19 protein-coding genes are annotated in these 21,683 nt (G+C 58.8%); 11 read left to right on the forward strand and 8 right to left on the reverse strand.

The window, feature by feature from the left end; all coding sequences use genetic code 11:
* Positions 1-25 precede the first annotated feature (25 nt).
* A complete protein-coding gene (locus tag CIW50_RS22170; protein WP_149533353.1) occupies positions 26-997 on the forward strand; it encodes a sugar ABC transporter substrate-binding protein in 972 nt (323 codons plus the stop codon).
* A 65-nt stretch (positions 998-1,062) separates the two neighbouring features.
* Positions 1,063-1,350: a YciI family protein gene (locus CIW50_RS22175; RefSeq protein WP_149533354.1), complete on the forward strand. Its 288-nt coding sequence runs from the start codon at positions 1,063-1,065 to the stop codon at positions 1,348-1,350.
* A 462-nt stretch (positions 1,351-1,812) separates the two neighbouring features.
* On the opposite strand, the gene CIW50_RS22180 is transcribed toward CIW50_RS22175, so the two are convergent.
* Positions 1,813-3,084, reverse strand: coding sequence for an acyl-CoA dehydrogenase family protein (locus CIW50_RS22180; protein WP_149533355.1), 1,272 nt, complete (start codon positions 3,082-3,084; stop codon positions 1,813-1,815).
* Positions 3,085-3,534: 450 nt separating this feature from the next.
* Between CIW50_RS22180 and CIW50_RS22185 the strand changes: the two genes are divergently transcribed.
* From CIW50_RS22185 to CIW50_RS22215, 7 genes are all read left to right on the forward strand, one after another.
* A complete protein-coding gene (locus tag CIW50_RS22185; RefSeq protein ID WP_246664402.1) occupies positions 3,535-4,545 on the forward strand; it encodes an ABC transporter permease in 1,011 nt (336 codons plus the stop codon).
* Positions 4,545-5,441: an ABC transporter permease gene (locus CIW50_RS22190; RefSeq protein WP_149533356.1), complete on the forward strand. Its 897-nt coding sequence runs from the start codon at positions 4,545-4,547 to the stop codon at positions 5,439-5,441. Before CIW50_RS22185 ends, CIW50_RS22190 begins: the two co-directional genes overlap by 1 nt.
* A 68-nt stretch (positions 5,442-5,509) precedes the next feature.
* Complete coding sequence (locus CIW50_RS22195; protein ID WP_197738390.1) at positions 5,510-7,228, forward strand: ABC transporter substrate-binding protein; 1,719 nt, start codon at positions 5,510-5,512, stop codon at positions 7,226-7,228.
* Positions 7,229-7,403: 175 nt separating this feature from the next.
* Positions 7,404-8,411, forward strand: coding sequence for an ABC transporter ATP-binding protein (locus CIW50_RS22200; RefSeq protein ID WP_502707530.1), 1,008 nt, complete (start codon positions 7,404-7,406; stop codon positions 8,409-8,411).
* A complete protein-coding gene (locus CIW50_RS22205; RefSeq protein ID WP_149533359.1) occupies positions 8,395-9,492 on the forward strand; it encodes an ABC transporter ATP-binding protein in 1,098 nt (365 codons plus the stop codon). Before CIW50_RS22200 ends, CIW50_RS22205 begins: the two co-directional genes overlap by 17 nt.
* A gap of 48 nt (positions 9,493-9,540) precedes the next feature.
* On the forward strand, positions 9,541-10,785 hold the full coding sequence (locus CIW50_RS22210; RefSeq protein ID WP_149533360.1) for a TetR/AcrR family transcriptional regulator: 1,245 nt from the start codon (positions 9,541-9,543) through the stop codon (positions 10,783-10,785).
* 141 nt (positions 10,786-10,926) lie between these two features.
* Complete coding sequence (locus CIW50_RS22215) at positions 10,927-11,223, forward strand: HU family DNA-binding protein (protein ID WP_149533361.1); 297 nt, start codon at positions 10,927-10,929, stop codon at positions 11,221-11,223.
* Between the two features lie 125 nt (positions 11,224-11,348).
* Here CIW50_RS22215 and CIW50_RS22220 read toward each other — a convergent pair whose 3' ends face one another.
* Both CIW50_RS22220 and CIW50_RS22225 read right to left on the reverse strand, forming a co-directional pair.
* Positions 11,349-11,783: a hypothetical protein gene (locus CIW50_RS22220; protein ID WP_246664403.1), complete on the reverse strand. Its 435-nt coding sequence runs from the start codon at positions 11,781-11,783 to the stop codon at positions 11,349-11,351.
* Between the two features lie 539 nt (positions 11,784-12,322).
* The gene (locus CIW50_RS22225; RefSeq protein WP_149533362.1) at positions 12,323-12,556 is read right to left on the reverse strand and encodes a hypothetical protein; all 234 of its coding nucleotides are present in this window, start codon (positions 12,554-12,556) and stop codon (positions 12,323-12,325) included.
* A gap of 26 nt (positions 12,557-12,582) precedes the next feature.
* Here CIW50_RS22225 and CIW50_RS22230 point away from each other — a divergent pair, with 26 nt between their 5' ends.
* Positions 12,583-13,437, forward strand: a complete 855-nt coding sequence (locus CIW50_RS22230; protein WP_149533363.1) for a phytanoyl-CoA dioxygenase family protein — start codon at positions 12,583-12,585, stop codon at positions 13,435-13,437.
* A gap of 2,124 nt (positions 13,438-15,561) precedes the next feature.
* Here the strand turns inward: CIW50_RS22230 and CIW50_RS22240 are convergent.
* Positions 15,562-16,053 carry a hypothetical protein gene (locus CIW50_RS22240; protein WP_149533364.1) on the reverse strand — a complete coding sequence of 164 codons (492 nt, stop codon included), beginning with the start codon at positions 16,051-16,053 and terminating at the stop codon, positions 15,562-15,564.
* A 594-nt stretch (positions 16,054-16,647) separates the two neighbouring features.
* Here CIW50_RS22240 and CIW50_RS22245 point away from each other — a divergent pair.
* On the forward strand, positions 16,648-16,884 hold the full coding sequence (locus CIW50_RS22245; RefSeq protein ID WP_149533365.1) for a hypothetical protein: 237 nt from the start codon (positions 16,648-16,650) through the stop codon (positions 16,882-16,884).
* A 76-nt stretch (positions 16,885-16,960) separates the two neighbouring features.
* Here the strand turns inward: CIW50_RS22245 and rfbD are convergent, their stop codons facing one another.
* From rfbD to CIW50_RS22265, 4 genes are all read right to left on the reverse strand, one after another.
* Positions 16,961-17,866: a dTDP-4-dehydrorhamnose reductase gene (gene rfbD, locus CIW50_RS22250; RefSeq protein WP_149533366.1), complete on the reverse strand. Its 906-nt coding sequence runs from the start codon at positions 17,864-17,866 to the stop codon at positions 16,961-16,963.
* A 1-nt stretch (position 17,867) separates the two neighbouring features.
* Positions 17,868-18,425, reverse strand: a complete 558-nt coding sequence (gene rfbC / locus CIW50_RS22255) for a dTDP-4-dehydrorhamnose 3,5-epimerase (RefSeq protein ID WP_149533367.1) — start codon at positions 18,423-18,425, stop codon at positions 17,868-17,870.
* A 625-nt stretch (positions 18,426-19,050) separates the two neighbouring features.
* Complete coding sequence (locus tag CIW50_RS22260; protein ID WP_149533368.1) at positions 19,051-20,121, reverse strand: nucleotidyltransferase family protein; 1,071 nt, start codon at positions 20,119-20,121, stop codon at positions 19,051-19,053.
* Positions 20,108-21,244 (reverse strand): PqqD family peptide modification chaperone, encoded by a 1,137-nt coding sequence (locus CIW50_RS22265; protein WP_149533369.1) that lies wholly within the window; start codon positions 21,242-21,244, stop codon positions 20,108-20,110. The genes CIW50_RS22260 and CIW50_RS22265 overlap by 14 nt, the downstream gene beginning before the upstream one ends.
* Positions 21,245-21,683: the final 439 nt, after the last annotated feature.

A 21,683-nucleotide genomic window follows, 5' to 3' on the forward strand; every position in this document is an offset into this window, starting at 1 on the left:
TAAAAACAAGACGGAGGGAACGACTATGAAGAAAGCCTATGGCGCGCTTGCTGCACTGCTTCTGACGACATCACTCTCATCTCACGCGTTCGCCGACGGCGAGACGATCGCGGTGTTCACGAAGAACCAGACCAATCCTTACTTCCAGACCGTGCGAGTCGGGTCCGACGCAGCCGCCAAGGCGATGAAGGCAAAGACGCTGCATTATATCCCGACAAAGCCGGACAGCATTCCGGAGCAGCTCAGCCAGATTGAGGACGTGGTGGTGAAGAAGCCATCGGCGATCGTCTTCATCCCGGTGGACTACAAGGCGATGGTCCCCGGCGTCGAGAAGATCAATGACGCAAAGATCCCGGTTGTGAACGTGACGGATCGTTCTGCCGGCGGCAAGTTCGTCGCCTTTGTCGGCGCCGACGATTACAGCCTGGGCCTCGAGACTGGACGCTATCTGCTTAAGACGCTCGGCGGCAAGGGAAGTTTCGTGATCATTGAGGGCGTCAAAGGTTCCTTGACGAGCATCGACCGCGTTCGCGGCTTCAACGACGCCCTGAAGGAAAACCCGGGGGCCAAACTGCTTGCGTCGCAGCCAGGCAACTATCAGCGGCTGCAGGCGCTCCAGGTTATGGAAAACCTCATGCAGTCAAATACCCAGATCGACGGTGTGCTGGCTGCCAACGACGCGATGGCGATCGGTGCGATCGAGGCGCTCGATGGTGCCAATCGCAAGGCCCAGGTCATTGGCGTCAATGGCACCAAGGAGGCGATCGACGCGATCAAGTCCGGGAAGTTGCTGGCGAGCGGCGACTACAATGGCTTCATGCAGGGATGCCTCGGCATGATGATCGCCATTCGTTCGCTGCGCAACGAGCCGGTGATCACCGAGATCGTTCTTAAACCCACCGTAATCGGCAAGGAGAACTATCAGCCCTACGATGTGCCCTTGGAATCGCGGACCTGCCCGAGCTGGGACGAGGCTGCTAAGCTCGGCACCAAATAACATCTGTTACCATCAAGACGGTCGCCGCGGAACGGCGGCCGTCTTCTGCTTTTCAGGAGCTAAGTATGCTGTTTGCCATCCATGCCGTCGATCATGCCGGGGCGCTCGACAAGCGCTTGTCTCATTACGAGGCTCACAAGGCCTTTTTGTTCGACACATCCGCCTATGACGTGACGATCGTCATGTCCGGTCCGCTGACAGCCGATGATGGCCAGAGCATGATTGGCAGTCTGTTTCTCGTCGAGGCCGCCGACCGCGCGGCCATTGAGAAATTTCATCACGCCGATCCGTTCTTCGCCGCTGGCATCTGGCAAACGGTGACGATCACCGGCTTCTTGCGACGACAGGGATAAGCGCACTGGAGAAAGCGGCGCCGCGCCATCGCGCGTTGCTGGCCACCAACCTTTCGAGCGCGGCTCTCGACATCTTTGACGCGAACAGCACTGCTATTATTCTGGACCGTATGCCAGGCAATGATTGCATCGGGCACCAGGATCGCCGACGTCCAGTTTCTGTCCAGCGGTATATCAACGTCCAGGCTCGCGCCGACTGCTCGCCGACAGCGGTCCGGTAGTCGGCCACAACCTCGGAAGGCGGTGGGGATAATTCCATCTTCGGGTGGATCGCCGCCATCACGGTTGCCGATAGAGCGGCTAGGTCGCCAGCTACCACGCGTTCATCGGTGCGACGGCTATCGAACCCAATACCGCGCACGACAGCACCGCCCGTGAGGTAGGCAAGGTCGACTAAGAGCGGGGGGCTGCCGTTGGTTTGCGGGCTTCCGTTGGTTTGGCCCAACGGCAGCCCGCTGGAGCTTAGAGAGTCAATTCGTGACGACCAACGACCATCCAGTGCACCTCGTCCGGACCATCCGCAAAGCGCAGATGGCGGACGTCGGTGTACATTTCAGCCAGCGGGGTCCATTGCGAGATGCCGGTAGCGCCGTGCATCTGGATCGCCTGGTCGATGATCTTGCAGGCGCGCTCGGGGACCATGGCCTTGACCATGCTGACCCAGATCCGCGCCTCCTTGTTGCCGAGCACGTCCATGGCCTTCGCTGCCTTGAGCACCATCAGTCGCATGGCCTCGATCTCGCAGCGCGCCTGTGCAATGATTTGCAGGTTGCCGCCGAGATGCGCGATCTTCTTGCCGAAGGCTTCGCGCGTCAGGCCGCGTGCCACCATCATGTCGAGCGCCTTCTCGGCCTTGCCGATGGTGCGCATGCAGTGATGAATGCGGCCGGGGCCGAGACGGAGTTGCGAGATCTCGAAGCCCCGCCCTTCGCCGAGCAGCATGTTTTCCTTGGGCACACGCACATCATTGAAACGCATATGCATGTGGCCGCGGGGCGCATGGTCGTGGCCGAACACATGCATCGGGCCGATGATTTCGACGCCGGGCGTGTCGACGGGGACGAGGATCTGCGACTGCTGCTTGCTGGGCGCGGCGTCCGGGCTGGTCTTCACCATCACGATCATGATCTTGCAGCGAGGATCGCCGAGACCGGAGATGTAATACTTCTCGCCGTTGATCACCCATTCGTCACCGACAAGCTTCGCTGACGTCGAGATGTTCTTGGCATCCGATGAGGCGACATTCGGTTCGGTCATCGCGTAGGCCGAACGAATCTCGCCTGCCAACAACGGCTTCAGCCACTTTTCTTTCTGCTCTTTTGTGCCGACGCGCTCAATAACTTCCATATTACCGGTATCCGGCGCGGAGCAGTTCATCGTCTCCGACGCCAGCGGGTTTTTGCCAAGTTCGGCCGCGATATACGCGTAATCGAGATTCTTCAGGCCTTCGCCGGTTTCGGCATCCGGCAGAAAGAAATTCCAGAGGCCTTCTTCCCGTGCCTTGTTCTTGGCCTTTCCGAGAATCTCCAATTGCTCCGTTGTAAACGACCAGCGGTCCGTCTTCTTCTCGCCGGCACCGTAGAACTCATGCGACATCGGTTCTACGGTCGTGGCGATGAACTTGCGGACATGGTCGTAGAGCGGCCGAACCTGCTCCGACATCCGCAGGTCGTTCAGCGTGTCTTCGGGCGCAAGCGTGTAGGGCGTCTGGCGGGCTGCATATGCAGTCTTCATTGTTGTCGTTCTCCCGATGCGATCGTCGCATTCATGTGCCATCTCGAATGGATGGCTGTGCGCCAGTTATAGACTCGAACCTTTGCGGTGTCGAAAATAAGTGCGAGCGAACGATCGCAAGAACCGGGAAGTCGCAGTGCAGCATCCATCGCTGCATATGCGTCCTTGCGCGAATTCATGCGACCCGCTGTCGCAGCTCATGGGTGCTAACTCCGCAAATATACGGGCCGCGCCCGCATGTTACCCTGCGTGAGCTTCGGTCGCAGTTTACATTTTGATTTTAGAAGCGATAGGATGTTTCAATCAAGAAGCAAGATGCACGCATCTATAAGCTTCAAAGGGTGGAAACATGAATCTAATGGGTGGCTATTTCCTATTAGAAGAATGGGTATGCATGTCCATGACACGCGCCATTGCACGTCACGACGAGCGTTGCGCTGCCATTTCGTCATGTCTGCGTACCCATTGTTCGTGCAGTTCGGGCCTCATATCGGAAGCGCTACGCTGATGCGCGCCTATGCCGCCCGCCGTCTGCTGGCTCTGGTTCCGACCATCTTCTTCGCGAGTCTCATCGTGTTCGTCACGCTGCGTCTCGTGCCTGGCGATGTGATCGACCTCATGATGTCGCAGAATGACATCTCTGCCGGCGCCAAAGATCGTGCGCAGTTGGAGGAGGCGCTCGGTCTCAACAGGCCGATGTATATCCAATACTTCCGCTGGGTCGGCGGCGTACTACAGGGCGATCTCGGCCAGTCGCTCTGGCACAACACGCCGGTCCTCGACGAGATCCTCAGCCGCCTACCGGTCACTTTCGGCCTCGGCTTCCTCGCCATCCTGATCGGCCTCGTCATCGCGATACCGATCGGCGTCTATTCGGCGCTGCGCCAGGACACCGCTGGTGATTATATAATGCGCTCGTTGTCGATCCTTATGCTGGCGGTGCCGGCCTTCTGGACCGGCACTATGGTGATGGTATTTCCTGCGATCTGGTGGGGGTGGTCGCCCGAACTGAACTACATTCCGTTCGCGACCGATCCGATCGGCAGCATCCGCCACATGCTGTTGCCGGCGCTTATTCTCGGTATGTCGCTGTCTGCGATTACCATGCGGCTGACGCGTACGATGATGCTCGAGGTCCTGCGGCAGGATTACATCCGCACCGGTTGGGCGAAGGGGCTGAGCGAATGGACGATCGTGACGCGGCATGCGCTGCGCAATGCTCTGATCCCGGTCGTCACGCTGGTCGGCATCCAGGCGCCGCTGGTGATCGGCGGCGCGGTCATCATCGAGCAGATCTTCGTCATCCCCGGCATGGGCATGCTGCTGCTCGAAGGCGTCACGCAACGTGACTATCCGATCGTAGCAGGCGTATTCCTCGTGGTCGGCGTAGCGGTGATGGTTATCAACCTGATCGTCGATCTCAGCTATGGACTGCTCGATCCCAAGGTGAGGTATCGCTGATGACGCTCGTGGTTGACACCGCCGTGGCGCCGGCGCCACGCCGACGTTCGCCGACCTGGGCCTTCATCGGGCGGCTGTTTCGCGAGAAGCCGCTCGGCGCGGCGGGCGCCGTTATCTTCATCTTATTCCTGCTATGCGGCCTGTTCGCGGATTTCATCGCGCCCTATGGCTACAACCAGATCAACCCGATCAATCGGCTGAAACCGCCGTCCTGGCAGTTCCCGTTTGGCACTGACAATCTGGGGCGCGATGTGCTGTCGCGCTGCCTGTATGGTGCGCAACTGTCCGTTATCATCGGCTTCTGCGGCGCAGGGATCGCAACGATCATCTCCGTCGTGGTCGGCATTCTCACGGGTTACCTCGGTGGCCGCTTCGACATGATCGTGCAGCGGTTAGTCGATGCATGGATGAGCTTTCCCGATCTGATCGTCTTGATCGTCGTCGTATCCGTGGTGGGGCCGGGGCTCGTGCCGATCATCTGTATTCTCGGGCTACTGCTCGGCATCGGCGGTTCGCGCATCATCCGCGGCGCGACCATTTCGGTGCGTGAAAACATGTATGTGAACGCGGCGCAGTCGATGGGCGCGTCGCTGCCGCGCATCCTGATCCGCCACATCCTGCCGAATGTGATGCCGCCGATCATCATCCTGTTCACGACTCGCGTCGGCTTCGTGATCCTGGCTGAGTCCGGCCTGTCGTTCCTCGGACTCGGGGTGCCGCCGCCGGCGCCCACATGGGGCGGCATGCTCTCCGGTAGCGGCCGGACCTACATGCTGCAGGGGCCATGGCTGGCGCTGGCGCCCGGCCTCTGCCTGACGCTGGTGGTCTATGCGACCAACGTGTTCGGCGACGCCCTGCGCGACCTGCTGGATCCGCGCATGCGCGGATCGCGATGAGAAATGAATGATTTCGGCGAGCTTTGCCAACGGAAAGGCCGCGGCGAATGATAAAACGGGAGGTGCTGGTGAACACAAATAGATCGAAGAGCGGGTTCACGACATGGTTGTTGGCGACGGCGGTGGGTTTGTCGGTCTCGTTCGGTGCGGCGGCGGTCGTGCAGGCTGAGGAGAAGCCGCAATATGGCGGTACGTTGCAAGTCGCGACGGTCAACCGTGCGCTCAACGTGCTGTCCTGGGATCCTGCGGACTGGAACTGGAAGGTCAACCACGACACCGGGCAGTTCTACGAGCAGCTGTTCTCAGCGGACCTCTCGAAGTCCAAGAGGAACGGCGGCAAATATCCGTACTATGCGGATGCCTGGATTCCGTCCGACGCGGTGCGCGGCGAACTCGCCGAAAGCTGGGAGATGAAGGAAAATCCGCTCCGCATCGAAGTCAAGCTGCGCAAGGGTGTCATGTTCCCGGAGAAGCCCGGTATCATGGCGTCGCGCGAACTCGTCGCCGATGACGTCGTGTTCAGCTATACGCGTCTCGACAAGAGTCCGAAAAAGATCGCGACTTATTTCGATCACGTCGAGAAGGTTGAGGCGACCGACAAGCATACCGTCGTGTTCAGCCTGAAATCCTACAATGCCGAATGGGATTACCGCTTTGGCTGGGGTTACTATTCCGGCATCTATCCGAAGGAAGTCGCCGATGCCGGCGCCAACAACTGGAAGAACCTGAACGGCACCGGTCCGTTCCTGCTCACCGACCACGTCCAGGGCAATCAGAACACCTATTCGAAGAATCCGGTCTATTGGGATAAGGAAAAGATCGGCGGCGAGGAATTCAAGCTGCCTTTCGTCGACAAGGTCGTCTATCGCAACATCAAGGACGAGGCGACGGTGACGACAGCGCTGCGCACCGGCAAGCTGGATATTGCCGAGCTCGTGCGCTGGACCGACATGGAAGAGTTAAAGAAGAGCGTGCCGCAGCTCAAGTGGTCAAAATGGCTGTCCATGAACGGCCAGTTCCTTGCGATGCGCGTTGACACCAAACCGTTCGATGACATCCGCGTCCGCCGCGCACTCAACCTTGCCGTCGACAAGCAGGAGATCGTCAAGTCCTATTACAACGGCCATGCCGAACTGTTCTCCTATCCGCAGCATCCTGATTATGACGGCTATTACGAACCGCTCAGCGCGATGCCGGAGACGGTGAAGGAACTGTTCGCCTATAATCCCGAGAAGGCCAAGAAGCTGCTGGCCGAAGCCGGGGTGCCGAAGGGCTTCAGCTTCAAGGTGCAGGTCTGCACCTGTCAGGTCGACCATCTCGATCTCCTGCCATTGATCGGCGCCTATCTCGAACGCGTGGGCGTCAAGATCGAGATCCAGCCGATGGAATATGGCGCGTTCCTGTCGGCCATGACGTCGAAGACCAATGCGGCTGGTTATCTGATGAACAACGGTCACACCAACCCCACCACGACAATCCGCAAGAGCTTCGTGACGGGCCAGACCTGGAATCCGTCGCAATATGCGGACGCGGCCTACGACAAGAAGATGGAGGTGGCCTATCAGGAGCGCGACGAGACCAAGCGTCGGGCCATCCTCAAGGAGATGACGATCGAGATTCTCGACAAGGCTCCGTATATTTGGTTGCCGACGCCGTACATCTATTCGGCCTGGTGGCCGTGGGTGAAGAATTATGCCGGTGAACTCCGTGCCGGAGCGGTGCGACCGGGACCGATCTATGCGCGGATCTGGATCGACCAGGATATGAAGAAGAAGATGGGCTTCTGAAGCTCGCACCGTCGGCGATCAAACTCCCCGATGCCGGCATCCGTGCGGCATCGGGACCTTGATGGCTCGCCCTGAAGCGCACTTTCCCCAGGAGCCGAGATTGACGCAACTTCTGCTCGACACCAACGAACCGACCGCCCCACATGCCGGTACATCCCCTCAGACGGATGCCGCATTGCGGCCGCGGCCGCTGCTCGAAGTGCGCGATCTGGCGGTCGAGTTCGGCGTCGGTCGCTCGGCGCTCCGTGCGGTGGATCGTGTGTCGTTCTCGGTTGCCCCCGGCGAGACGCTTGCGATCGTCGGCGAAAGCGGCTCCGGCAAGAGCGTAACAGCGCTGTCATTGTTGCGGCTGATACCGTCGCCCCCGAGTCGGGTCAAATCCGGCGAGATCCTGTTTAACGGCCGTGATCTGCTGAAGCTCTCCGACAAGGAGATGCGTGCGATCCGTGGTAACGAGATCGCGATGATCTTCCAGGAGCCGATGTCGTCGCTCAACCCGTCGCTGACGGTCGGGCTGCAAATCGCCGAGCCGATGCAACTGCATCATGGGCTCAGCTGGAAGAAGGCGATCGCCAAGGCCGGTGAGTTGTTGTCACGCGCGCGCATCCCGGACGCTGCGAGCCGGGTCACGGCCTATCCGCACCAGTTCTCCGGCGGCATGCGGCAGCGCGCGATGATCGCGATGGCGCTTGCCTGTAAACCGAAGCTGATCATCGCAGATGAGCCGACGACCGCGCTCGACGTCACCGTGCAGTCGCAGATCCTGTCGCTGCTGAAGGACCTCACGCGCGAAACCAAAGCGGCGCTTGTACTCATCACGCATGATCTCGGCGTCGTCGCGCGCTATGCCGACAGGGTCTGCGTAATGTATGCCGGCCGCATCGTGGAGAGCGGCACCGCGCATGAGATCTATGAGCGCCCAAGCCATCCTTACACACTCGGCCTGATGGCTTCGATCCCGCGGCTGGATCAGGACGCCCAGGAGCGTCTGGTGCCGATCGAGGGCCAGCCGCCGGATCTGTCGGCCTTGCCGCAGGGCTGTGCGTTTCAGGCGCGCTGCCGTTATGTCGGCGAACGCTGCCGGCAGGAATCGCCGCCGCTCGAACATATCGACGGGCAGCATTTTCGGGCGTGTTTCGCCGACGTTGCAAAGGGAGTGAACGCCGATGCGTGGAGTACCTGACCAGTTCGATCAGCCCATCCTCAAGGTCAGCGGCTTGCAGGTGCACTTTCCGTTGTTCAAGGGGGTTGTCGTTCGCAAGCAGGTCGGCAGCGTGCGCGCCGTCGATGGGGTGTCGTTCGAAGTGCGCAAGGGCGAGACGCTGGGGCTGGTCGGCGAGTCTGGCTGCGGCAAGTCGACGACGGGCCTTGCGATCCTGCGCATGACGCCGATCACCGCAGGCACAGTCGAATTCGAAGGCAAGGACATCGCATCCTACGGCGCGAAAGCGATGCGCGCTGTCCGGCGGCGCATCCAGATGGTGTATCAGGACCCCTATGGGTCGCTCAACCCGCGCATGAGGGTCGGCGACATCATCGGCGAGCCCCTGCTCGTGCACGGCGTGGATACCGAACGCGAGGTGTATCGCGCCCGGATCCAGGAATTGCTGCGGCTGGTCGGATTGCGGCCCGATATGGCGGAACGCTATCCGCACGAATTTTCCGGCGGGCAGCGGCAGCGCATCTCGATCGCGCGCGCCGTCGCGCTCAATCCCGCACTCCTGATCTGCGACGAGCCGGTCTCTGCGCTCGACGTCTCGATCCAGGCCCAAGTCGTCAACCTTTTCCAGGAACTGCAGGAGAGGCTGGGTCTCTCCTATCTCTTCATCGCGCACGACCTGGCCGTGGTAAGACATGTCAGCCACCGCATCGCCGTGATGTATCTCGGCCGTATCGTCGAGATCGCGCCGCGCAACGAACTCTACAAGACACCGTTGCATCCCTACACGCAGGGACTTCTGGCCGCGGTCCCGATCCCCAGTCCGTCGGCCGAGGCGCTTCGACCGCAGCAGGTAATCCTTGGCGAACCGCCGAGCGTGGTCAATCCGCCGTCGGGGTGCCGCTTCCATCCGCGCTGCCCGATGGCGATGAAGGTCTGCGCCGAGGTCGATCCACCGCTGCGGGAGATGGGGAATGGCCGCGCCTCAGCGTGCCACTTGCACGATCCGGCGGTGACCGGCATAGATCGTACTGCATTGCCGCACGCGGTGCAGGGCGCGACACGTGCGGATGCCGTGCAGTCCGGTGTTGCGGCAGTGGCTTGAACGTCGCGCAGCCGAGCCGGTATGTATCCATCTCCATGACTGAATCGCATGAGTGATCTGCCGATCATTGACGAGGGGCAGACCCGCCGCTTCATCGAGAAGCGCGAGGCCATTCTCGATGCGGCCGCCCGTCTCTTTAACCGACGTGGCATTCGCGGCACCACGCTGTCAGATGTTGCGGCGAGCGTCGGGCTCGTGACCAACAGCGTCACCTATTACTATCGCAAGAAAGAGGATCTCGCACTCGCTTGCGTGCTTCGCTCCGTCGCGGTGTTCGACGCGCTGCTCGCGGAGGCGGAGAGGGCGAAGATGCCGGAACAGCGGATCACGGCCTTCGTCACTGGGTTCTTTCAGTTGCTAGCCGATGTCGAGGCTGGCCTGCGACCGGAATTCGTCAACTTCTCCGAGGTGAATGCGCTGAGCGCGATGCGCGAGGATGTCGCCACGGTCTATGCCCGCATGTTCCGACGTGTCCGCGGCCTGATGGGCCCGGAAGAACGGCTCGGTCTCACGCGCGCAGAACGCAATGCGCGGGCACATCTGCTATTCACGCTGACTCAATGGGCGCGCGTCTGGGTACATCGTTACGAAGTGACCGGATATGCCCGGGCAGCTGGACATGCCAGCGACATCCTGTTGCGCGGCTTCGGCCCAGCAAAGGCGGTCTGGGCGCCGCCGGCGCTGCCGACGCTCGCTGGTCCGTCGGCGCTCGACGATATTTCACCTGATGCGTTTCTTCGCGTCGCGACGCGCCTGATCAACGAGCAGGGATCCCGCGGAGCCTCAGTCGAGAAGATATCGGCCGCGTTGAAAGTGACGAAGGGCTCGTTCTATCATCACAACGAGAACAAGGACGATCTGATTATCGCCTGTTTCGAGCGGACATTCGGTGTGATACGCCGTGCGCAATCCGCGGCGGACGGATGCGAATCCGGATGGCAGAAGTTGAGCGCCGCCGCCGCTGCACTGGTGAGCTATCAATTGTCCCGGGATGGCCCGTTGCTGCGCATCACTGCACGAAGCGGCCTGCCCGAAGCAGCGGCAGAGCAGACTATCCGCACCATGAACCGGCTGTCCGAGCATTTTGCCAGCGCGCTCGTCGACGGGGTTGCGGACGGGTCTGTTCGTCCGGTCGATCCGGCCATCGCCGCGCAGATGATCAATGGCATGATCAATGCGTCAGCCTCGATCAAGCGCTGGGTTCCCGGCGCGACGATCGACAACGTGGCCTGCCTCTATGCGCGTCCGCTGTTCATGGGTCTGCTATGCAGCGGCGCACAGGGCGGCGAGTGAAGGATGAATAGCTGATCCGCAGCTTGTGGAAGCACTCAATACCGTCTGCAATCGAAGTTATACAGAGGCCCCACAGTGGTGATTTCACATCCTCGCGAGAGTTCCTAATGTCGGCCTTAGCGAATCAGAAGGAACTTTCCGATGCCTAAAATGACCAAAACGCAGCTTATCGAAGCGATTTCAGAGTCCAGCCAAATCTCGAAGAACGACGTCAAGTCGGTATTCGACCATCTGGCGACCGTCGGATACAAGGAGTTGAATGAATCCGGCGAATTCGTCATCCCCGGATTCGTCAAGATGTCCGTCGTCAACAAACCAGCGACGGAAGCACGCAGCGGTGTCAATCCGTTCACCAAGGAGCCGATGGAATTTGCGGCCAAGCCTGCCAGCAAGTCGGTCAAGGCTTCGCCGCTGAAAGTGGTGAAGGACGCCGTTTAAGGCCGCGCATTGTCGGGTGCGCATCAGCGATGAGGCGCACCCGCAACTTGTTTTGGAACGACCGCGTCAGTCTTCGAACCCGCCAGCAGTCCATGAGGGAGGGAGGGCTCAGGCACGTAGAATCTCTAGCTGCGGGCCGTGTCGACCGGCAAGCCGCCGTATTCATCGCTGCGCGACAATGCCGTTGGATCGAACGTCTCTCCACGAATGCGCGACAGGGCGCATAAGGCGCGGTCGCGATCACTTTCCAGAAGTTGACCGAGATGTTTGACCGCGGCGTTCGGCCTGCGCTGCCGGATCGCCTTCAGCGTCGAGGCCATCGGGTCGGCGCTGAACCGGCGGATGTCGCGGGTCTGATAGTCCAGCGGCGTCTTCCAGATGGTTTGACGTAGGGTCGGGTTGACCAGGCCGGTGACCAATTCGACGAGCACAGTGCGAACATTGAACAGGTCCGCGACTGATTTGAGGGACAGCGGCTCGATATAGGCCGCGCCGAGCTTCTGAAATCGCAGCTTGCAGCACGCATCGGCAACCGGCGTCCCGGTCTCTGCCTGTTGCACCGCAAAGGCGATCGCTGATCGCTGAGCTTGGACTTCTTCATCGGCCGGGCTCCCCTTCGGTATTAGCCTAACCGGAAAACTCTCGTTCAGATTGGTCCAAACTTCTGCAGACCGCAGTTTGTCAGTCCGGTATCAGACATGAAATCGGATGTCGCTGGACAAGACCGTCGCTCAAAAGTTACGCGCGCTATGCGCACGTTTTGGAATTGTCTGATTACGGATATATGTCGGACACATATCCACCCACTTTGCGGTCAGTCTTCTCCGGCCACCAGACAGACTTGGGTACCGCTGTGCTGATCGGCTTCGGCCGTAGCGCCCCGAGGCAGTGTCGCTATAGGGATGGTCTCGGACTTTTGAGCAGTCTCTGCGGCGCACGGCGCGCGCAAAGGCGCCAGCTTCGCGGTGCGCCTCGGCTGCCTGCTCCGCAGATATGCGGATCGTGCTGCCCTACAGCGTATCGAGTGACGTGGTACCATGACGGCAGAGCAGGCGGAGTGGAGCAATCGGCCGCTAGGATTCGTGCTCTGGAGCGGCGACTAGAGTTCGGCCAAGTCATCGACTCCCGTAGCGAAACGGTCCAACACGCCGGTTTTCTGCGAACATCCCAATATTTTAGCCAATGAGGACACCCACGCAACTTCTCGACGATAAATATTATGGTAGCTTACATTTTCTTCAAATCTTTTTATATCCTGGAATTTAAAGCCGTTTTCGGCGTATTGTGCAGTCACGGCTTTCATAAGCGCTTGCAAGTTTCGTTCAATGTTCATCTTCCATCATTGCGGGGAGAGCAGCCATGAACCTCAAGTCGATTGCACGGAAAGTCAATCAAGGCGAACTTCACTATGTCCTTGGCCGGTTCAAGACCGTCCGCAAGACCTATAGCGGCGTCCGGCGCCTAGCGGCTGGCTTTACGCGCCGGTCAGCAGTCAACGAGCGAACAGAAACGCTGTTTCCAAACGCTGACGTTACCCAAATAGTTAAGGCCATTCGAGCGGACGCGGTCTTTGTCGGCCTAAATCTCCCGGCCGATATAGTCACTGACATCAGAGCGTTTGCTGCGTCAGAGCCGCTTCACGCCATTTACGATCCGAATGGGCCGACCTTTCATTACTCGGACGTGGTGCGCGGAATATCTTCCGATGGCAGGGTAATTCCAGTCGCGGGCATTCGCGATCCCTCGCGCTGCCCGGCCGTCAAGGCGGTGGTTGAAGACCCGGCGCTCCGCGCTATTGCGAGCGCGTATTTGGGGCATGAGCCGCACAAGATTCTGACGCTACTGAGCTGGAGTTTCGCGTCGGGATTAACCGATGAAGAGCGGCGCCAGTTGAAGCATCATGTGATTGATTACCACTATGACATCGAGGGATATAACTTCGTGTATGCGAGCTTTTACATAACCGATTGTGATCGTCATTCTGGCGCGCACGTTATGATGAAACGCTCGCATAACAAAAAGCCGCTAGCGATGTTGCTGGGTTCGGTCACGGCAAGCGAAGCCGCCGTAAGGCAACAATTCGGGCTTGAGAACGAGATTATGATTGAAGGCGCGGCGGGAACCGGCTTCGTTCAGGATACTTCCTGCTTTCACCGCGCGACGCCGCCGACTGAGAAGAATCGGCTGATGTTAGCGATTCGGTTCGTTAACTGACACACCCTGCCCAATTTCGTGAGGTATAAAATTGCCGGGAGCGAAAAGCTCAGAGAGAGAGTTTGAGATGACGCATAAGATGTCCAAAACCTCTTCAACTTCCTGCTACGTGAGAAGACGAATCTCAAGTTCATTGTTCTCTCAAAAGGACCTGCATCGCTTTTGAACACCGGAGTTAACTGTTCACCCAAGAATCTTATTGTCAGAGTAAATGCGTATCTGAGCGGCGTTCTTGTCGGAGGGATCATGAGTATCAATGTTGATCGTGCGGCGGAGGCCGCTAGGATTGCAGCGGAACTTTTGTCCGATCTCGAAGCATTTCTTCAGGTCCATGCTGACCTGCGTCAGGCGTAGGCGAGGGATGGGGGTCATACCAAAGATCCTAAAGATGGGGCTGAATCAGCCACGACCTATCATTCATAAGCCTTGGATAAATTCGTCGTATCCAACGGTGCATTCACAGGGTGACCCCTTACCGGGGCCGGTAAGACGGCATGCCAACTTATCTCGTTCGAATTTTCGAGATCCAGGACCTTGTCGGAATCTTGTCGGCCGACAGTAGCCGCGGACTTTTGAGAAATTCTTGCAGGGCATGTAACGCTGCCGCTCGTGCATCGGTGTCGTTCCTTCGGCCTCAAGACGATCGCCAGATCTACCGCCTGGCTGGTGTCGCGGCCGAGACACCGAACTTCAGGGTAGCGACATCCGGCGTTGAAGCCTCGCCAGCATAGGAGCGCTGCATAGGGCTTTTATAGTCCAGGATGCGATAGTCCCATGCTGCACAAGCGAGGCGTTCTAACGGGGCGGCCATCGCTTGTTCGGCCGCTGCGGCGATCGGACTGCGATAGATCCTCTTCCGAGGCTTGGCGCCATGCCGCCGGCGCAGGTAGAAATCGAGCGAGCAGACGGCGGTTAGTTTTGGGTATCGGTCAGGCGGTCGCGCCGTGGATTGGTAGAGGGTCCCGATGCCTTCTGCATTGTTTGGGTCGCTCTGGGGACTGTGCGCTACACCGATGGGAGGAGAACCCGAAATTAAATATTTGTTCTCGTCATGTGAGAATCTTCGCGCTCGATTCACTTTTCGTTCGTGCTGCAATATTTAATTTGGGAGGAAACCTTAAAATAGAACAAAGTTAGTCCCGAGGTTTCTGTCAGCGGCGTGCCACTGCGTCACGCTATATCAATCACTTGAACCTAGCGTCATGATTGGCAGCAAACGCAGCCATGATCTGGCCCCGGATGCCAGCCCGCCGCGACCGAACGAAGCGGTTGTAACAGGCAGTGCGGGGACCATAGGTTGCGGGCAGATCGCGCCCACGGGCGCCTGAGCGTAAGAAAAGATACGTCGAGCGCGCTACGGACGTTTACCCGCCGATACCCGCTGAACGCCGCGCGGCCTGTCCGGCAGCGTCAGCTTGATGGTAATCCATTCATAATCGCTGAGTTCGTAGCGCATGGTTCGAGACTCCGCTTCGTTGCTTGAATCGCGTCCACCGCGATCTCATCAGAAGAAGTGTCCCATGGTCGGGAGCGGGCTCGTCTGGTGGATAGCGTGAAAATTAACGGGGGCCCCTCGTCGTGGCTATGCCGAGAATATTTTGTTGTCTGCGTGATGGCGGTCCTCTTCCAGCAAGGAACCGAGTTGCTGTTTGCTGGCGCAATGCGCCTAGCGTGTATTCTGCTCCTGTAACTGGGCAACCGTCACGTCCGGGAATGGGCAATCCACTTCAACCAGAAAAACGAAAACGATTGAATCGGTAGCTGGCGCGTCTCTCGTTGCGTATTCAAATGCGGCAATTTCCGCATCATTCGCAGATCGCACGGTGATGCACGATGCATCGGTACAAATCCGCGTCCCTCCCGAAGTCAGTCCTTTCAGATCGGATCGGAAGTCCGGAAGCGCGCAGATCGCCCGCGCGTGGCTGGCGTTCGGCGCGTTCAGGACCGTAGTGGGCTTTCCACCGATATCGACTGTGAAAATGCAAAACAAAGCGACCTGCTCAATTGCTGTAGAGGAAGTGAGGCCAACGGGTCGTGGCCCCACCGGCTTGACGATTTTTCTCCAACGATGCGCTGGCGGTTGGCTAAATCTCCTGATCGGGATTGTCCCAATGTCCGTTTCAATTATACGGGCCGCTGATATTCCCTTTCGACGCTGTGCCTGGTTATCTCCGGAGGCGATACTGCCATTCGCAAAGCAGTCGTGGCCGCGTCGGGGCCGCCCTGGATCGACGGCGCATGTTGTCTCTCTCGATCAACCGTCCCGCGTTCCTCGGACACCAAATGTGTTGTATCCGTTGTACGTTTTATCAGCTGGCGATCTTCATCGCGCGGCGCGCCACGACGATAACTGGACGCGTTCGATCGCAGCAGTCTATTCTTCGTCGATGAAACAGCGAGGGAGCCGGCACACCACGCGGCGACGTAGGTGAAAGCCAGCGTAGCCAGCAGGACGAGACTTTCCTCAAGCAGCGTCAGCCGCGCTGCGTCGGGAGGATCAAACCGACGAAACAGGATCGCGATAGTGAGTAGTACGCCCAGACATCCTGTCAGGTAGACGCTTGTTCTAATGACGATGCCGGCGGCGAATTCGTCGATCACTGATTTCGTCGCCATATGAAGAAGGCCTTACAATATTAGCCACTGCAATCGGCCGCCTGGTCGCAATGCGAGATTTGTCAGCCTCGGGGCCGGCCATCATTCGCAATCCACAAAGGGACGGCGTGCACACTTGTCCATTCAGCAATTTCTAATTTAAACGGCTTTCGATTTGAAATGGAAGTATTTAATAATAAATCTTCTAAAATTGTAGTCCGCCGTTCCAGTATGTTAAATTTGCAAAATTAAATGACGACGATGAGCATTTTTGTGCGCCGGCTGAGCACCCTTGCGGACACCGTGAAAGCTTCACAACCGAGCTCAAGGAACTCGCCGAACGGTGCGCCCGCATCGCTCGGTAGTCGACCTGGCGCTCAAGGATAGCCGCGCGAAGGCGGAGCCGGAGTTCCATGGATCCGGACTGGCCAATCGCGGATCCGAAGGAGATCTCACGGCAGCGCGGAAGGTATTTCGATAAAGTAGCGAGCATGTCGTGGCGGCATCGCCGTACAGCCAGCGGAGCAGGAAATTCAACTCAAAGAAAATTTGAACCTAATCAACCGCTGTCCTGACTCATTCACGGGACGAGCCATTGTCAGGTTGGAGGGTGCAATGAGTATTTCGCTGAAGCAACTGACGGCAATGGCGGACATCGCTGAATCGCTGGCGATGGAAATGAGACAGTTGATCGCGCTGCGTGAATTCATTGCAAGCCGGTCAGTCGAGAATTTGATAGCAGCTCCGTCGAGGCGCGAATCCCGGTCGCGTACAAAAGGCATACCGGACTCGACCGCCCGGCGCGTTGCCTGCAACAAGGGTCGAACGGCCAGATCGCCTGCGTCGGCCTAATTTGCGGCGCACATCACTTGTTGGCCGTATCCTGTGGGTGCCTACCGAGGACTGGCGCGCGTTCTGCAAGGCGGAGCTAGGACGCCTCGCTCAATGCGATTTGCATGAGAGCGTCCAGTTCTACGTCCAAGGCCTGCTGCCATGACGGTGCCTCTATGTTGAACAGTCGGCCAAGTCGGCGATTGTCAAGTCGACTGTTGAGCGGTCGGATTGCCTTGGTCGGGTAGTCCGCGGCCTGAATCGGGGTGATGTCCTTTACCGCAAGATCCGCGCCGCGCCGCCTCAACCCGGCAACGATCGCTGTCGCGAAACCGTGCCAGCTTGTGACGCCTGACGCCGTCACGTTGATCGGGCCGCGGCTGTCCCTGAATAGATCGCCAGCGAGTTCCCGTTGGAGAATAGAAGTGACGACGTCCGCGATGATCTGCGCCGATGTCGGCGCTCCAAACTGGTCCGAGACGATCCGCAGTTCCTGTCGCTCACGCGCCAGGCGGGCTATAGTGCACAGGAAGTTGCGTCCTTCTGCGGCATAGACCCATGACGTCCGCACGATGAGATGGCGGCCTCCGGCGTCGCGGATCGCCTCTTCGCCGGCAAGCTTGCTCGCGCCGTAGACCGACAGCGGTGCGGGCTGAGAGTCTTCGAGCCACGGCACGTTGCCGGATCCGTCGAATAAATAATCCGTGGAAAAGTGGACGAGGGGCACGTCGTGACCGGCGGCCCAGCGAGCCATGACGCCGGGGGATTCACTATTGATGCGAAATGCCAGATCGGGTTCGTCCTCCGCAAGATCCACTGCCGTATAGGCCGCGGGATTGACAATAAGGTGCGGTCGTAGCCGATCGAGAGCGGCGGCAATGGTTTCGGGATTCGACAGATCCAGTGCACGGCGATCGACCGTTGCAAGTTCGCCGATCGCTGCAAGGGGACGTTGCAGGGCGCCGCCGACCTGTCCGGTTGCGCCCGTCAGGAGAATGCGCATCTCAGACCGATCCATACTTTGGCAGCGCCGCCGCTATGTCCCTCAATCGAGCGCCTGCTGCATCGCGCGTCGATAAGGTCGGCGCGCGGATACCCCATTTAATGCCAATTTCCGGGTCATTCCACGCGATGACGGTCTCGTTCTCCGGACTGTAGAACTCATCGCATTTGTAGAAGAAGTCTGCGCTTTCCGACAGAACCAAAAAGCCATGCGCAAAGCCGCGCGGTACCCAGAGTTGCCGGCGATTTTCCTCTGTCAGGAGAGCGGTCACGTGACGTCCGAAGGTCGGGCTGCCGACACGCACGTCGACAGCGACGTCGAGTATCTCGCCGCGAAGCACGGTCACAAGCTTTCCCTGCGATCGGGGATTTTGTAGATGCAACCCGCGTAGGACGTCGCGCACCGATCGCGACAGATTGTCCTGGACAAAAGCGCACTTAACGCCTGCGGCGGCGTAACGCTCCGCTTGAAATGCTTCAAGAAAAAACCCACGTTGATCGCCGTGCAGTTTAGGTTGAATGATCAGGACGTCCTGAATCTCTGTCGGGATGACGTGCATCGGGTCAATCAGTTAGCTGTCTACGCGCACAAATCTCTCAGGATCGCCGGTCAATAATCGGCATGATCGCACCCCGAATAATACTGGAATATTTAATTTGGGGAAGTGAATTTAAATGGCTTTACGAATGGGGGGAATTCCCGCCAGTGGGCGAAAAGACAGCTCACGGTCTCCTTGGCGGGGCTATTTGTTATGCCGCTTGTCAGCATTTACGCACCACGGAATTACCGGCTATCGTAGGCGGACCCGGCGCGAGAGGCCTTGCACTGGCTTGTGTCGTCTCGACCGCGTCGGTCGGTTCTCTGCCCGGGCGACGGCCTCGCGAAGTTCATGTAGATTGTTTATGAGGTTCCGCATATGGGCGGATACATCAACCAAACGCTGGGCCGCATCCGTAATACGCGCACATGATTTCACGGTTATCACCGATGTTTAAACTCTGTTTATCGATCAATTAGTTAGGGGCGCTCTAAAATTATTTGGAAGACGATATGCTGCACTGCAAGTTATAAATACTAAATTCTTTGTAAATTATAAATGGAAATTTCTATTAATTTATGATCGGTCGATAATCGCCCGGCGATGTTGCATCAGCATCTCACCCATATGGGTGAGTCCCCTATGTTCAGATTTTTCCGGTGGGATATCGGCGGGAGAGCGACATCAGTAAACGTAGGGTGCTCAGTTTGGGAAACCAGCGCCTCTTCCGCTCGCCCGGCGCCTGCGACCCCGCGGTCGCGCGATGATGGCTTCCCAAATCGAGCAATGCCATTGGCAGCAGGGGGTAGCGGGTCCGCGGAAATCGAGCCTGCAGCAACTGGCGCCAGACCTGCAGTCTCGGCACCGGTCGCTTTGGATGGTGAGCGGGCCATTTCACGTCGAAGAGCGTGGTGAGAAGCAGCAACTGCGTTTCAACTGCATTCCGCACAAGGGTGCCCGACACCATCGTCATCAGGACATCCCATCGGATGCCCCCGGGTGCGGCGTTGAGCGCCCTCAGATCCAGGAGATGCCTGAGATCGATGCTGCCCGTCCAGTAGCCGTAATCCTGGAACTGATCGTGCATCACAAGCACCAACGCCTGGAGTTCCGGGGAAGGGACCAGGGCATTGGCTGCGCCCAAGCGGATCATCCGCAACTGCGACCGAAGGCCGTCAGGTGTCTGATCGAGAAATGAATGGCCAGGTAGCTCGTTGTGCAAGTCAATCATGCCGACGTCGAGAGGACGTTTGAGATCGGCGTACCATTTCTTGTGACGCCCGTCCGTCTCGTAGTCGATGCTGTATCCGATCGCTGCCAACGTCGTCATGGCGGTGTGGACCTGGTCGGGGCGCACGATCAGATCCAGATCGGACATCAATCTGAGTGCGCGATCGGACTGTCGGCCGGTCGCGAGCATCGCCGCTCCCTTGATGAGGAGCGGGGTTATTCCGACTCCGTTAAGTGCGAGGACGGCCTCTTCGAGTTGGGCGCTCAGGCGATCATTTCGGATCGCGTTCCGATCGTGCAGCTCCTTGGCATAGGCGGCAACCTCCTCGGGTATCGCAGCGCGATGCGATCTGACAAATGCGATCAATGACGGCGTCGTCAATGTGTGGTTCGCGAGAGCGATGAGTGCCGTCCAATCGGCGCGCGGAGGAATCTCACCGCGGAAGCAAGCACAGAGAGGCAGCAAGGCGCGGCTAAAGCTTGCCATCGCAGAGCTCGATCAGCTTGACGGTCGCATCCGCGGCCTCTGAGTAATGGAGAACAAACGAACGCGTATGGGAGACGACGCTTTTGAGTGTCCGGAAGCCTTCGCTCGTCAGTTTGCCATTCGCCGCGAACGACGCGTCGACGATGCGCTTGATGGTGTCGAGCTCCCTCAGCTCGACCAGCACCGGGAGCGTGCAGTCCGACGCGCGCTCAAGGAAGATGATCCAATCAATCCGAATTGCTCCTTCGTGGAAATTGGGTTCGACATCGAGGTAGCGGACCGCGTGTCCATCCGGCCTATCATGGATCGGGACATCATTCACGTCGGGCCAGATATCGTCGATCAGCGACCAGGAATTGGCTTTCAGCGTCGGAGCAAATGGTGCGCCCCGGATCGAGCCGTCGGGGCTGATGGTCACAATATCGTCAGTCGAATATCCGAAGCCCGCATTCAGCAGATGCATCGTGAGTGTGCTCTTGCCGGTGCCGGGGTGGCCGCTGATCAGCATGCCATGAGTCCCCGACGTGACGGCGGCAGCGTGGAAGATGACGTCACGCGCGTCGCCGGCAAGCAACAGATGCCTGATGACATAGGCCTTGAATGTGGGCGCAAGCTCGTTCATCGCGCAACTCAGAACCCTGCGGTCGTCATGCATCACAATCGACGTATTGCTGACCTGATAGACCCTGAAGGTCGTCTGCGCGCAGCCAGTCGGGGCAGTCATTGCGATGAAAAGCGACCGGAGGTGATGAAGGGTCTGAGCATCCGATGCGCGGATTTCAATCGATGTCTGCCCGACCAACGCATTGAAGGCGAAATCCGCGGCGCGATGCGGGACAATCAATCCGGCAACCAGCCATTGATTGAGAGCATCCCGCACGCTCTCGCGCGCCCTGGCCGGGCTCAGGCCGCGGTCGACCAGTTGATCGGAGATGGTTTCGAAAGGCATGGCATCCAGCATGCTGCACCAGATGAAGGCCGCGACGTCATTGAGTTCGAACAGTTTCTGTTCGTCCTCGCTGAATAGCACGGGCAATTGGTCGACGAGCGCGAACGACGTGCCGATGGCCGGCCGAAGAACGCCGAAAGGCGATTGGGAACCTGGAGGCGCGATGAAGTTCATTATGGACCGGACGGTGGGTGCGAACGTTCAAAAGGGAGTGTGCAGCTCGGCAGCTCCGCTTGACATTATTATGTAAATGGTAGTTAATTAAATCGCAATCCAATATTAATAATTTAAATATGGGCCTTTGCAGATGACAGCCGAAAACGATCCCAGAGTGGAAGGCCAGAATCCACCAGACGAAGATCGGCGCAAGTTTCTCGCTGCATGTGGGAAGTTCGCCGTGGTCACTCCGCCGGCCTTGACGATCCTGTTGTCGACATCGCTGAATTCGGAGGCCGTTGCGCGGTCAGGCGGCGGGCGAGACGGGCCCCCGCGCGATGGTCCGCCGCGTGGCGGCCGGGACCGTGACCTGCTCGAGTGGCTGGAGCGGTTTCTGAGCAAGTTCTTCTGACCGGTCGCAGGTTCGTTTGCGGCTGCGTAGGGACGCTGTTCGGCG

Origin of the sequence: Tardiphaga sp. P9-11 (genome assembly GCF_008329525.1) — a bacterium.
In the GTDB taxonomy this organism is placed as follows: domain Bacteria; phylum Pseudomonadota; class Alphaproteobacteria; order Rhizobiales; family Xanthobacteraceae; genus Tardiphaga.